This window comes from Acinetobacter sp. V116_7 (genome assembly GCF_056735735.1).
The window spans coordinates 221,309-233,531 of the sequence record NZ_JBWZIF010000027.1; the positions used below are offsets into that span (position 1 = coordinate 221,309).

Below are 12,223 nucleotides of genomic sequence, written 5' to 3' on the forward strand. Positions count from 1 at the left end.
ACAATCAATCCTTTGCCTATAGTTTTACTGAACAAGTTTATTCAAAACTCTGACCTTGGTTATTCTTATTAATTTTTATTAAAAAGACAAATAATATATTTAGTTTATTTGGTTAATATATATTCAGTTGGAGGGGTATATTTAGGCGAAATACTGAACATATATATTAAGATTATAGTAAGCTTATAATAAATGTAATTCATTATAATAGATTATAAAGGTTTTATAAAAATAGAAATTATATGATATTTTTTTAAATTATATATAGTTTGATGGGGGAAATGAGAAGAAGAACCATTTAAAGACTTGCTCTGAGCTAAGTTCCATAAGTTCTGAGGTAAGATAAATTGGGACTTAACTGCTTAGTGGTAATTGAGATATATGGATTATTCTATTGTTTTTCAGTATTTAAGATTTAATATAAGTGCTGATTTAAATAATATTGCTTTTAGATTAAAAGAGCAACTTGAATTTATGAATCTAAAATAATTATTACACATATTTGAAAAATTTATTTAGATTAAAAAATACCCCACATAAAATGGTGAGGTATTTAAATTAATATAAATTAGTTGTCATCAATTGATGAATGTACTTCAGTTTGTTCTAAAATTCGAGTTACAAGAAGTTGGTCAATTTTAAAATGATCGACGTCGACTACTTCAAACTTGTATCCACCAAATTCTACAAAATCTGCCGGACGTGGAATTTTGCGTAGGCGGTACATCATGAAGCCTGCTAAAGTTTCATAATTTTCTTCATCAGGCATTTCATCAATTTCAAGTGCGTGTCTTAAGTCATCAATTGGTGTGCTGCCATCAATTAACCATGAGTTATTATCACGCTTAATGATTTGTTGCTCTTCATCAATTGGTGTTACCCAGTCGCCCATAACCGTAATCATAATATCGCTTAAAGTAATAACACCTACGACAAGCGCATATTCGTTTATCACAACCGCAAACTTTTCTTTTGTAGAGCGGAAGCGATCCAGTAATTCCGAGAGGGTTAGGGTGTCAGGAATCATCAAGACAGTACGAATGGTTGATTCATTCAATTGAGTTGGGGATTGGTTGTTTAAAATGCGAACAAGAAAGTCTTTTGCATCGACGTAACCAATGACTTGATCAATATTTTCATTACATACCAAAAATTTTGAATACGGATACTCTGCTAATTTTTGACGAATGCTATCTTCATGTTCATTTAAAGTGAAATAAACAACATTTTCACGTGTAGTCATGCTCGAAGGTACGTTACGTTCTTCTAATTCAAAAACATTCTCGATAAAGTGATGTTCTTGTTTTTGAAGTACGCCTGCTTGAGCACCTGCATCCATTACTGCTGAAATATCATCAAAAGTAATGTTGTCTTCTCGCGTTGTATTCACTTTAAACAAACGGAATAGCAGGTTGGCAATTGCGTTAATTCCCCAAGCTAAGGGTTTGCAAATCTTAATAAAAACCTGAATTGGGTTAATAACACTAATTGCAATTTTTTCAGGTGCAATCATAGCCAAACGTTTTGGCATTAGATCGGCAAATAAAATAAAGAGTGAGGTCACTAGGGTAAAGGAAAGGGCAAAACCGATCGTTTGTGTCCAAGGGCCTGTGTAAAAGCGGTCCACTAAAGTGACAAAATAAGGACGAAAAGCAGCTTCACCCAAAATACCGCCTAAAATTGCAACTGCATTTAGACCAATTTGAGAGGCTGCAAAAAAGTCAGCAGATTGTTCTTGTAAATCTAGTACTTGTTGGGCGCGTTCTTCACCCGCTTCGGCTAGAATTTTTAGCTTAACTTTTCGGGCACCTGCTAGTGCAATTTCAGTTAAAGATAAAAAGCCTGCTCCGATGATAAGCAGTACGATGATAATGATATTTTGAAAGAGACTCACAAATCACCTGAGGTTCATCATTATTATGACTATGTTTTAACATAAAAAAGCGCTGAGGTAATCAGATTGATTGCTCAGCGCTTGAAGATAGGACAATTAAATTAAAATTTATTTAATAGTGAGAAAATTGTGAATTATTAGTTAGAAATTCACGGTTTTCTTCTTCAATCATTTGACGAGCAACAAATAAGATAAGTTGGCGCAGCCAGCGATGAGCAGGGTGATGATGTAACAACGGACACCAAGCCATTTTAAGTTCGAACTCTGGAATATAAAAAGGAGGATCCTTTATAACCAGTTTAGGGTTCTGTGTTTGTAGACGTGCCATACGTGTTGGTAATGTAGCAATAAGATCTACATTTTGAGCAAGTAACGCAGGCATTTGGTAGTGGCGAGTAAATACAGAAATTTTACGACGTTGACCAATACGTTCTAATGCCTGATCAATCCAGCCTAAACCACCTTGTTTGTCGGGGTTTACACCAAAACCTACACCCATACCTGTTTTAGAAACCCAGATATGTTGTGCATCTAAATAGCTTTTTAAATTTAAATGAGTCACAGCAGGGTGTTTGTCGTTCAGAATACAACTGAAACTATCGCGCCAAACTAAAACCTGATGGAAACTTTGCGGTATTTCATTAAATCTATTAATTGCAAGATCAACTTTACCTTGTTCCATATCTCTATAAGACACATCACTCGGTGTAAGAAAATCAAGAACAACATTTGGAGCTTCAGAGCGGAGCGCTTTGACAAGACGAGGAACTAAAGTTGCCTCAGCATAGTCAGACGTCATAATGCGGAAAACGCGATTACTTGTATAAGGGCGGAATTCGGTACGGGGTTCCAAAATCATGGAAAGATCAGAAAGGGCATCACGAATACGAGGCTGTAATTCAAGTGCACGTTCTGTTGGAGTCATGCCTTCGGACGAGCGGATAAGAAGAGGGTCATTAAATAAATTACGCAAACGACGTAAAATATTACTCATTGCAGGCTGAGTTACCCCAAGCTGTTCGGCTGCGCGTGTAACATTTTTTTCACGAAGAAGTACATCAAGATATATTAATAGATTAAGATCTACTCGCTCCAGATTCATAAAAAAAATACCGAAAATAAAACCCTGAAATTGTTTCAAATTATGCCATATCTAATAACTATTGTGTGAAAAAATGATGAGAAAAACGACATTTTTTGTAGGAATTAAGTAGGGGTGAGAGGTACTTCAAAGGCTCGATTTTATTGTCTTTGCTACGTTTTTAAGTATGAAGGAGATAAATAGAATATATTTATATATAACTAGCTACTTTTTAGCATGTAAATTGACTTTTTACATTGGCAAAAATAGCCTAATTTACAATTGACTTTTTAACTTAAAAATGGATGGAAAAACTTAAAAAATTGTATAAAAATAAGACTTACTAGGTTTTTAGAATAAAATTCTATACTCCTTTAGAATAATTTTATTTTTATAAACAAAGTGTTAGTTTTTTGGGTTTTATCTATAATATCGATTTATTGGTATATTTTTTAAATAAATACTGAAGATTAATAAAGGATATTGGATTAATTGATTGGCTAAGTCTAAGCTGTGTTCATGAGGAAGCAGCTGGTGTCATAAGAAATTTAAGTAACGTGACTCTAGGCTTCAATCGATGAAATCCTAAAATGAATACAGGACAATATCATGACTACATATCAAACAGCGATTGATGCAGTACGTCAATTAAAAGCAAAATTCGGCAATACTTGGGCAGACATTAGCCCAGAAGATGCTGCTCGTATGCAACTTCAAAACCGTTTCAAAACTGGTTTGGATATTGCTAAGTATACAGCTGCGATTATGCGTCGTGATATGGCTGAATACGATGCTGACTCAAGCAAATATACTCAATCATTAGGTTGCTGGCATGGTTTCATCGCACAACAAAAAATGATTGCGAACAAAAAATATTTCGGTACTACAAGCAAACGTTATATCTACCTTTCTGGTTGGATGGTTGCTGCTCTTCGTTCAGAATTTGGTCCACTTCCTGACCAATCTATGCACGAAAAAACTTCTGTTCCTGCATTGATCGAAGAAATCTATACTTTCTTACGTCAAGCTGACGCAAAAGAATTAAATGATTTATTCCGTGCGCTTAAAAAAGCAAACGAAGCTGGTGATACTGCTAAAGCAGCTGAAATCACAGCTCAAATCGACAACTTTGAAACTCACGTTGTGCCAATTATTGCGGACATCGATGCTGGTTTCGGTAACGAAGAAGCGACTTACTTACTTGCTAAGAAAATGATCGAAGCTGGTGCTTGTGCGCTTCAAATCGAAAACCAAGTATCTGATGCTAAACAATGTGGTCACCAAGCTGGTAAAGTAACTGTTCCACACGAAGACTTCATCGCTAAAATCCATGCATTACGATATGCATTCTTAGAAATGGGTCTTGAAGAAGGTATCATTGTTGCGCGTACTGACTCTGAAGGCGCTGACTTGACTCAAAAAATCCCAGTGGTTAAAGAGCCAGGTGACATCGCTTCTCAATACATCAGCTATTTAGATACTCAAGAAATTGATATTGCTGATGCTCAAGAAGACGAAATCTTGATCAAGCGTGATGGTAAACTACATCGTCCTAAGCGTTTAGCTTCTGGTTTATATCAGTTCCGTGCTGACACGCAAATTGACCGTGTTGTACTTGACTGTGTATCTAGCCTTCAAAACGGTGCTGACCTTCTTTGGATCGAAACTGCGACTCCAAACGTAGAAGAAATTGCACACATGGTTAACCGTGTTAAAGAAGTTGTTCCAAATGCTAAGCTTGTTTATAACAACAGCCCATCATTCAACTGGACTTTAAACTTCCGTCAACAAGCTTACGACCGTTGGGTTGCTGAAGGTAAAGACGTTTCTGCATATGACCGTGCTAAATTAATGAGCGCTGAATATGATAATACTGAATTAGCTGCTGATGCAGACGCTAAGATCCGTACATTCCAAGCAGATGCTTCTCGTGAAGCGGGTGTGTTCCATCACTTGATCACACTTCCGACTTACCATACTGCTGCTCTTTCTACACATGAGCTTGCACAAGGTTACTTCGGTTCTGAAGGTATGTTGGCTTATGTTGCTGGCGTACAACGTAAAGAAATCCGTGGTGGTATCGCTTGTGTTAAACACCAAGCAATGGCGGGTTCTGACATCGGTGATGATCACAAAGAAATCTTCTCTGGTGACAACGCTCTTAAAGCACATGATGATGCTAAAAACACAATGAACCAATTCGCAGCTCACTAAGAATTGATTTCAAAAGAAAACCCGCTCACATGAGCGGGTTTTTTATATTAAAAATAATTATTTTTTCAAAACATAATGCTCAGCTAAAGAGCCTTCAATTTTCTTACCTTCCATATCTAAAGCAGTTGCCGTATTTTCACCAATAAAGAATTTACGGTTTTGTCCTTTATCATCTAATGTAATGACTGAAGTATTATCTTTGTCAAAAGTAAATGTACCATGGGTTTCAAATGGTTTCTTATCACCTTTGCCAAGATAAGTTTCAGTCAATTCATAAGTTTTATCATCTTTTAACTCTAAATCAGTTTTGATGCCTTCGCAGTCCGCACATGGAAGAGTGCCTTTATATGTGCCATCCCAATCTAGTGAGTTTTCAGCTGTATGAGCAGTATCTACTGCATTGTTATTCGCTTCGGTAGTTTGTGCTGGAGCAGAGGCTTGTGTTGTTGTATCGGCTTTATTTTCGTTTTTGCTACAAGCAACAAGAAGGGCGCTTACAAGTGCAACTGATAATAATGTTTTTTTCATGATGATCTAAACCTCGGAAAATAAATAAAAAAACAAATAACAGGCTATGAAATATGAGAGCTTAATAAAAGTTTAAGTATGTAATTTAATTTTAACAAAAGGTAAAGTGAGTAAATTTTGGAATAATTATTAAAACAAAAATAAAAAGCAGGTATCCACTAAAACAATTTAATGAATACCTTATAAATTACGGTTGCGCTGAAACTCCACCTAGAGAGTCACATGCTGATTTATAGAGTTGGTATTGTTGCTTTAAAACTTCATCTAGCGGCATGTCGAATAATTCTTCACCATTTTTGTAGCTCTCTACGTATGAAGTTGCTTTTTCTTTGCTTACCGCTAAAGATTGCTGGTAATAAGAATTAATCGAGCTTGTTGCAAGCTGGCTTGTCTCTACATTTTTACATTCGAAATTGTGCAGGATCTTTTCTGCACGTTTGACCTCACTAGATTGGCCAAAAATACACCCAGTTAAAAAGACAAGTGGGGTTAACACGAAAAAAAGTTTCATGGAGAGCAAGTATGGAAGCAACGGTGGGCGCTATTGTATAAACAATTCCATAAGTTACTGTGGTTTTATGTTAGACATTGATGATTTTTTAACTCATTAAAATCGAAAAATTGTATCTAATTTTATCAGTGGGCTTATTTTCATATTTGGTGCGTATTTTGCTTATAACTTTAAGCACTTATTTTGAACATATGAACCAGAATGAATCAGGTACAAACGTTTTCAAAAAACTCTTTAGCACCATTTTGGTATGCGCAATTAGAGCTCGGATTTTGTTTTGAAAATTCACGCACCATAATGAGTCACAGGAAGCACCATGGCCCTGTTAGGGTGCAAAAAATGCTCTGGCCTGAAAGAACGGGTGTATGTCATGCCATTATTGTTCATCCTCCAGCAGGAATTGCAGGAGGAGATCATCTGACGTTTGAAATTGAAACCAAAGATCAAGCTCATGCGGTAGTAACTACTCCGGGCGCAGGGAAATGGTACAAAACCAATGGTAAGCAAGCTTTTCAACATATTCACTTGCATGTGAAAGATCAGTCCATTTTAGAGTGGGTTCCACAAGAAACGATGCTGTTTGATGGAGCTTTAGCACATTCAGAAACTCATATTCACCTTGATAATGCTGCGAGTTTTATTGGGTGGGATATGTTAGTGCTTGGGCGACAGGCACGTGCAGAGCGCTTTATTCAAGGTGGTTATCACAACCAGTTTAAATTATGGCGAGAACATAAATTATTGGTTGCAGATACATTGTATTTTGAAGGAGAAGATCGTTGGCTGAGTTCATGTTTAGGTATGAATAATCAAGCTGTAATGGGAAGTTTTTGGGCAGTCGCTCCCGAGAAGTATCGCTCAGCTTTTTATTTAGAACAGCAGTTAGAACTCATTCGAGAATTGATGATGCGTATGCAAGCACCTGTCACATTAACATTATTGGATGATGTAGTTTCGGCTCGTTTTCTGGGAAATGATGTTCGACATTGTCATGATGCTTTTGCGGCTATACGAGCAAGATTAAGACATTATTGGTTTGATTTAGATGAAGAATTTCCAAGAATTTGGAAAACTTAAGTTACGTTAAATTGCGTATTTAAAAAACAGTCAAAACAAGTATGCTACTTTTGAGCACGTATTTTGCTTAAACAATATAAATGCAATTTAGGAAAGAGAAATGGAACTCAATCCAACAGAAAAAGATAAGTTACTCATTTTTACTGCAGGTTTAGTGGCTGAGCGTCGTAAAGCGCGTGGATTGAAACTGAATTATCCAGAAGCTATTGCTTTTATTTCAGCAGCTTTACTTGAAGGTGCACGAGACGGTATGACGGTCAGTGACTTGATGCATTACGGTACTACCTTATTAAAGCGCGAAGATGTGATGGATGGGGTGCCAGAAATGATTGCTGAGGTTCAGGTTGAGGCAACTTTTCCAGATGGTTCGAAATTAGTCACAGTCCACCAGCCAATCGTATAAAAGGAACGCTTATGATCCCCGGTGAAATCATTACTCCAGATGCTGATATTGAACTGAATGTTGGGCGACAAACTTTAAAAGTTGTAGTTGTCAACATTGGTGATCGACCTATTCAGGTGGGTTCCCATTTTCATTTTTATGAAGCAAATGATGCATTACAGTTTGATCGCGAAATGGCGAAGGGTTTTCGACTGAATATTGCAGCTGGTACAGCAATTCGTTTTGAACCGGGACAAACTCGAGAAGTGGAGCTTGTTGCTTTGGTCGGTAAACGAGAGGTTTATGGTTTCGCAGGTCGCGTCATGGGCAAGTTGGATTAAACATAACAACGATAATGAAAGAGATGAGTAATAAGTTATGAAAATGTCACGTCGTGCATATGCTGAGATGTTTGGTCCAACGGTTGGTGATCGTATTCGTTTGGCAGATACAGAGCTCTTTATTGAAGTTGAGCAAGACTTAACGACTTATGGTGAAGAAGTTAAATTTGGTGGCGGAAAAGTTATTCGTGACGGAATGGGGCAATCACAGCTTTTAGCTGATGAAGTTGCTGATACAGTCATTACCAATGCTTTAATCGTGGATTGGTGGGGAATTGTTAAAGCTGACGTGGGCTTAAAAAATGGCCGAATCTGGAAAATAGGAAAAGCTGGAAATCCAGATATTCAACCAGACATTACGATTCCTTTAGGGGCTGCAACAGAAGTGATTGCGGGTGAAGGACAAATTTTAACAGCAGGCGGTATTGATACCCACATTCACTGGATTTGTCCTCAACAAGTTGAAACTGCGCTAATGTCTGGTACAACAACCATGGTCGGTGGTGGTACAGGGCCTGCAGCCGGAACTTCTGCAACGACAGTGACTCCCGGTCCTTGGCATATTGCGACCATGTTACAGACGATTGATGATTTGCCTATGAATATTGGTCTATTAGGCAAAGGGAATTTGAGTTTACCTGACCCAATTCGTGAGCAAATTAAAGCTGGAGTAATTGGCTTAAAGCTGCATGAAGATTGGGGTTCAACACCGGCAGCTATTGATAACTGCTTGAGTGTTGCGGACGAGTTTGATGTGCAGGTAGCGATTCATACAGATACTTTAAATGAAAGCGGTTTTTTAGAAGAAACTCTAGCTGCATTTAAAAATCGTACGATTCATACCTACCATACCGAAGGTGCGGGTGGGGGGCATGCACCTGACATTTTAAAAGCGATTGGGCAAAGTAACGTATTGCCATCTTCAACTAATCCAACGCGACCTTATACGATTAATACCATTGATGAGCATTTAGATATGCTCATGGTTTGCCATCATTTAGACCCTGCAATTGCTGAAGATATTGCTTTTGCAGAAAGCCGTATTCGCCGTGAAACCATTGCCGCTGAAGATATTCTGCAAGATTTAGGTGCAATTGCCATGATGTCTTCTGACTCTCAGGCGATGGGGCGCGTAGGTGAAGTGATTTTACGTACTTGGCAAACTGCCCATAAAATGAAAATTCAACGTGGTCCTTTAGAGGGTGACAATGAATTTCATGATAACAATCGCGTTAAACGCTACATTGCTAAATATACGATTAACCCAGCAATTACCCATGGTCTAAGCCATGAAATCGGTTCGATTGAAGTCGGGAAACTTGCTGATTTAGTGTTATGGAAGCCAGCCTTTTTTGGTGTGAAACCTTCGATGATTATTAAAGGCGGCATGATTGCAGCAGCACCAATGGGTGATATTAATGCTTCAATTCCGACACCTCAACCAGTGCATTACCGTCCAATGTTTGGTGCCTATCCACGTGGTGTTCATAACACTTGCATTACCTTTTTATCTCAAGCAGCGATTGATGAAAAAGTTGCTGAAAAATTAAACCTCAAGAAGTTAATTAGTCCGTGTAAAAACACACGCGAAATTAGCAAAACTGACATGAAACACAACACATATTGCCCTGTTATGCATGTACATCCCGAAACTTACGAGGTACGAGCTGATGGTGAGTTATTAACGTGTGAACCTGCTGATGTATTACCCATGGCTCAGCGTTATTTCTTGTTTTGATGAATTTTGTCGAGGTGATTTGCCTCATTAATTTATATACGTGAATGAAATAAATAAGGAGAGAAGAGCTAAATGAAAATCTATACACAACGCCTTGAACATATTTCTCCTGATCAAGCATTTGAAACGGTTGAACTGACTTTTGATACCCGCCAAAAATCCCGCTTTCGGGCGACTTTAGCGAGTGGTGTAGATATTGGTGCTGATTTACCTCGTACTGGCATTTTGCGTAGTGGCTCATATATTGCAACTCAACAAGGTGATGTACTACGTGTAGATGCTAAGCCTGAACGTCTGATGCAAGTCAGTGCAACAAGCGATTTTGATTTGCTTAAAGCGGCTTATCACCTTGGTAACAGACATGTGCCATTAATGTTGACGCCTACAGCTTTATATTTTGAACCTGATCATGTGCTTGCAGAAATGGTGGAGGGACTGGGGCTGACAGTTTCAGAAACTGATCATCCTTTTGAACCTGAAAGCGGCGCGTATGCACAGCATAGTCATGACCACCGCTTAAGCCCAATCAAAGCTTTGCACCATGTCCATTCATAACGCAGCGCAATTACTTCAATTGCTGACATTGTCTTCTACGGCACTGCCAGTTGGAGCATATTGTTATTCACAAGGTGTAGAAACAGCCATCGATATTGGCTTAATACACGATGAAAACTCGGCAATTTCTTATTTCGAAGAAGTGCTGGAAATGCTGTTAGTAAGGTTTGAGCTACCCGTATTAAAACGTCTTATGCAACATCATGATGACCAAGATCAGTTTCTGGTTTGGGCAAATTTATATAAGGCAAGTCGTGAAACTAAAGAGCTTTTGGCAGAGTCTCAACAGCTGGCATTTTCTTTGAATGCGTGGATTAGAGATGTTTTAAAAAAACCTGTTGAGGTTAAAAAGCAGTTTGGTTTTGTGCCTGTCTATGCACAGCTCTGTGGTCGACTTGGGCTTGCCGATGTTGACGTGCTCACAGCTTATACCTTTACCGTTTTAGAAAATCAGGTTTTAGCAGCAGTAAAAACTGTTCCTTTAGGGCAAATGGCTGGACAAAGAATTTTATGGCACTTACATGGTTTGGTGCCCCAAGCTGTGGAAAAAGCTTTGCAACTTGTTGATGAGCAATTGAGTAGTGCTTTACCCCGTTATGCAATGCTGAGCATGAAACACGAAACACAATATTCACGGTTATTCAGATCTTAAGTTTAGGAAAGAAGGATAAAAATCATGACAGAACGTAGTCCATTACGAGTTGGAATTGGCGGACCGGTAGGTTCGGGTAAAACTGCGCTTACACTTAATTTATGTTTAGCCTTGCGTAATAAATACAACATGGCTGTGGTGACAAATGATATTTACACCAAAGAAGATTCAAACTTTTTAACCCGTAACGAAGCGATGTCGCCAGATCGTATTGTGGGTGTAGAAACAGGTGGTTGCCCTCATACGGCAATTCGTGAAGATGCTTCAATTAACTTGGCTGCAATTGATGATTTATGTGAAAAGTTCGAAGGCTTGGAGCTTATTATCATTGAGAGTGGTGGCGATAATTTAGCTGCAACATTTAGTCCTGAGCTTTCTGATTTAACTCTATATGTGATTGATGTCGCAGGCGGAGAAAAGATTCCTCGTAAAGGTGGGCCGGGCATTACCAAATCAGATTTACTCATTATCAATAAAACAGACCTTGCACCAATGGTCGGCGCAAATCTTGATGTGATGGATCAAGATGCGAAACGCATGCGCGGAGAAAAACCATTCTTATTTTCAAATATGAAAACGCAAGATGGTCTTGAAGAAATCATTCAATTTATAGAGAAACAAGGGCTGTTTAAAGCTTAAGGAGAGATTATGAACTTCATTAAAAAATGGGGCATAGGGCTCCTTGCATTATTGCCGGCACTTGCAATGGCACACCCAGGACATGACCATGAACATTCTGGTTTTATAGCAGGTTTTATTCATCCATTTACTGGCTTAGATCATTTAATCATGGCTTTGGCTTTTGGTGTTCTACTCTGGTCGGCAGCTAAGCAATGGAAAATTGCAGGTGTCATAACTTTAAGTGTAACCCTAATTATTGGCTTTTTAATCGGTGCTCAAGGCTTAGTCCCTGTAAATGTTGCTGAATATGGAATTGTTGCTTCTTTAGTCGTTACAGCAATTGCACTATGGACAAAATCAAATCGAATTTTACCTATCGCCGCGGCATTACTTGCGAGTTTTCATGGCATAGCGCATGGTGTTGAATTAGCACACTCAGGCCATGTTGTTGCATTAGTAATGGGTATGGTTTCAGCTATGGCTTTAATTTATTGTGGTGGCTTAGCATTGGGTGCTGCACTTACACGATATGTGCCATATGGCAAAAAAATTGTTGGCGCCTGTGCAGCAGTTGTTGCAGTGATTGGATTAAGTTAGTCATCATTTCGAAAATAAAAGGTAGCACTAGG

13 protein-coding genes are annotated in these 12,223 nt (G+C 38.3%); 9 read left to right on the forward strand and 4 right to left on the reverse strand.

The annotated features are described in order from the left end of the window. Positions 1-568: 568 nt before the first annotated feature. Together paeA and AC1PJP_RS13625 are read right to left on the reverse strand one after the other, a co-directional pair. Positions 569-1,894, reverse strand: a complete 1,326-nt coding sequence (paeA, locus tag AC1PJP_RS13620; protein ID WP_004793961.1) for a polyamine export protein PaeA — start codon at positions 1,892-1,894, stop codon at positions 569-571. A 112-nt stretch (positions 1,895-2,006) separates the two neighbouring features. Further along, entirely contained in the window at positions 2,007-2,996 is a 990-nt protein-coding gene (locus AC1PJP_RS13625; RefSeq protein ID WP_004703082.1) for a LysR family transcriptional regulator, read from the reverse strand. 588 nt (positions 2,997-3,584) lie between these two features. On the opposite strand from AC1PJP_RS13625, the gene AC1PJP_RS13630 reads away from it, so the two are divergent. Continuing rightward, the gene (locus tag AC1PJP_RS13630) at positions 3,585-5,189 is read left to right on the forward strand and encodes an isocitrate lyase (RefSeq protein WP_151828376.1); all 1,605 of its coding nucleotides are present in this window, start codon (positions 3,585-3,587) and stop codon (positions 5,187-5,189) included. 57 nt (positions 5,190-5,246) lie between these two features. On the opposite strand, the gene AC1PJP_RS13635 is transcribed toward AC1PJP_RS13630, so the two are convergent. After that, positions 5,247-5,717, reverse strand: a complete 471-nt coding sequence (locus tag AC1PJP_RS13635) for a copper resistance protein NlpE (RefSeq protein WP_416685338.1) — start codon at positions 5,715-5,717, stop codon at positions 5,247-5,249. 187 nt (positions 5,718-5,904) lie between these two features. Next, positions 5,905-6,228: a hypothetical protein gene (locus AC1PJP_RS13640; protein WP_005042208.1), complete on the reverse strand. Its 324-nt coding sequence runs from the start codon at positions 6,226-6,228 to the stop codon at positions 5,905-5,907. Positions 6,229-6,429: 201 nt separating this feature from the next. Between AC1PJP_RS13640 and AC1PJP_RS13645 the strand changes: the two genes are divergently transcribed. The 8 genes from AC1PJP_RS13645 (at position 6,430) to AC1PJP_RS13680 (ending at position 12,191) form a co-directional block, all read left to right on the forward strand. After that, complete coding sequence (locus AC1PJP_RS13645) at positions 6,430-7,305, forward strand: urease accessory protein UreD (RefSeq protein ID WP_479767272.1); 876 nt, start codon at positions 6,430-6,432, stop codon at positions 7,303-7,305. Between the two features lie 100 nt (positions 7,306-7,405). Beyond that, a complete protein-coding gene (gene ureA / locus AC1PJP_RS13650) occupies positions 7,406-7,708 on the forward strand; it encodes an urease subunit gamma (RefSeq protein ID WP_002117495.1) in 303 nt (100 codons plus the stop codon). Positions 7,709-7,719: 11 nt separating this feature from the next. Continuing rightward, positions 7,720-8,028, forward strand: coding sequence for an urease subunit beta (locus AC1PJP_RS13655; RefSeq protein WP_479767275.1), 309 nt, complete (start codon positions 7,720-7,722; stop codon positions 8,026-8,028). Positions 8,029-8,065: 37 nt separating this feature from the next. Then, positions 8,066-9,766 carry an urease subunit alpha gene (ureC, locus tag AC1PJP_RS13660; RefSeq protein ID WP_479767277.1) on the forward strand — a complete coding sequence of 567 codons (1,701 nt, stop codon included), beginning with the start codon at positions 8,066-8,068 and terminating at the stop codon, positions 9,764-9,766. A gap of 72 nt (positions 9,767-9,838) precedes the next feature. Beyond that, complete coding sequence (gene ureE, locus AC1PJP_RS13665) at positions 9,839-10,321, forward strand: urease accessory protein UreE (protein ID WP_151821564.1); 483 nt, start codon at positions 9,839-9,841, stop codon at positions 10,319-10,321. Beyond that, on the forward strand, positions 10,308-10,973 hold the full coding sequence (locus AC1PJP_RS13670) for an urease accessory protein UreF (protein WP_151827569.1): 666 nt from the start codon (positions 10,308-10,310) through the stop codon (positions 10,971-10,973). Before ureE ends, AC1PJP_RS13670 begins: the two co-directional genes overlap by 14 nt. A 24-nt stretch (positions 10,974-10,997) precedes the next feature. Next, positions 10,998-11,612, forward strand: coding sequence for an urease accessory protein UreG (ureG, locus tag AC1PJP_RS13675; protein ID WP_002117800.1), 615 nt, complete (start codon positions 10,998-11,000; stop codon positions 11,610-11,612). 9 nt (positions 11,613-11,621) lie between these two features. Beyond that, positions 11,622-12,191 carry a HupE/UreJ family protein gene (locus AC1PJP_RS13680; protein WP_322005120.1) on the forward strand — a complete coding sequence of 190 codons (570 nt, stop codon included), beginning with the start codon at positions 11,622-11,624 and terminating at the stop codon, positions 12,189-12,191. Positions 12,192-12,223 lie beyond the last annotated feature (32 nt).

What these genes read in the sequence shown, in the direction of transcription:
- AC1PJP_RS13645 (WP_479767272.1), top strand. Translation starts at nt 6,430, where the DNA reads ATGAATCAGGTACAAACGTTTTCAAAAAACTCTTTAGCACCATTTTGG.
- AC1PJP_RS13635 (WP_416685338.1), bottom strand. Translation starts at nt 5,717, where the DNA reads ATGAAAAAAACATTATTATCAGTTGCACTTGTAAGCGCCCTTCTTGTT.
- AC1PJP_RS13640 (WP_005042208.1), bottom strand. Translation starts at nt 6,228, where the DNA reads ATGAAACTTTTTTTCGTGTTAACCCCACTTGTCTTTTTAACTGGGTGT.
- AC1PJP_RS13625 (WP_004703082.1), bottom strand. Translation starts at nt 2,996, where the DNA reads ATGAATCTGGAGCGAGTAGATCTTAATCTATTAATATATCTTGATGTA.
- AC1PJP_RS13680 (WP_322005120.1), top strand. Translation starts at nt 11,622, where the DNA reads ATGAACTTCATTAAAAAATGGGGCATAGGGCTCCTTGCATTATTGCCG.
- ureG (WP_002117800.1), top strand. Translation starts at nt 10,998, where the DNA reads ATGACAGAACGTAGTCCATTACGAGTTGGAATTGGCGGACCGGTAGGT.
- ureC (WP_479767277.1), top strand. Translation starts at nt 8,066, where the DNA reads ATGAAAATGTCACGTCGTGCATATGCTGAGATGTTTGGTCCAACGGTT.
- ureA (WP_002117495.1), top strand. Translation starts at nt 7,406, where the DNA reads ATGGAACTCAATCCAACAGAAAAAGATAAGTTACTCATTTTTACTGCA.
- AC1PJP_RS13655 (WP_479767275.1), top strand. Translation starts at nt 7,720, where the DNA reads ATGATCCCCGGTGAAATCATTACTCCAGATGCTGATATTGAACTGAAT.
- AC1PJP_RS13630 (WP_151828376.1), top strand. Translation starts at nt 3,585, where the DNA reads ATGACTACATATCAAACAGCGATTGATGCAGTACGTCAATTAAAAGCA.
- ureE (WP_151821564.1), top strand. Translation starts at nt 9,839, where the DNA reads ATGAAAATCTATACACAACGCCTTGAACATATTTCTCCTGATCAAGCA.
- AC1PJP_RS13670 (WP_151827569.1), top strand. Translation starts at nt 10,308, where the DNA reads ATGTCCATTCATAACGCAGCGCAATTACTTCAATTGCTGACATTGTCT.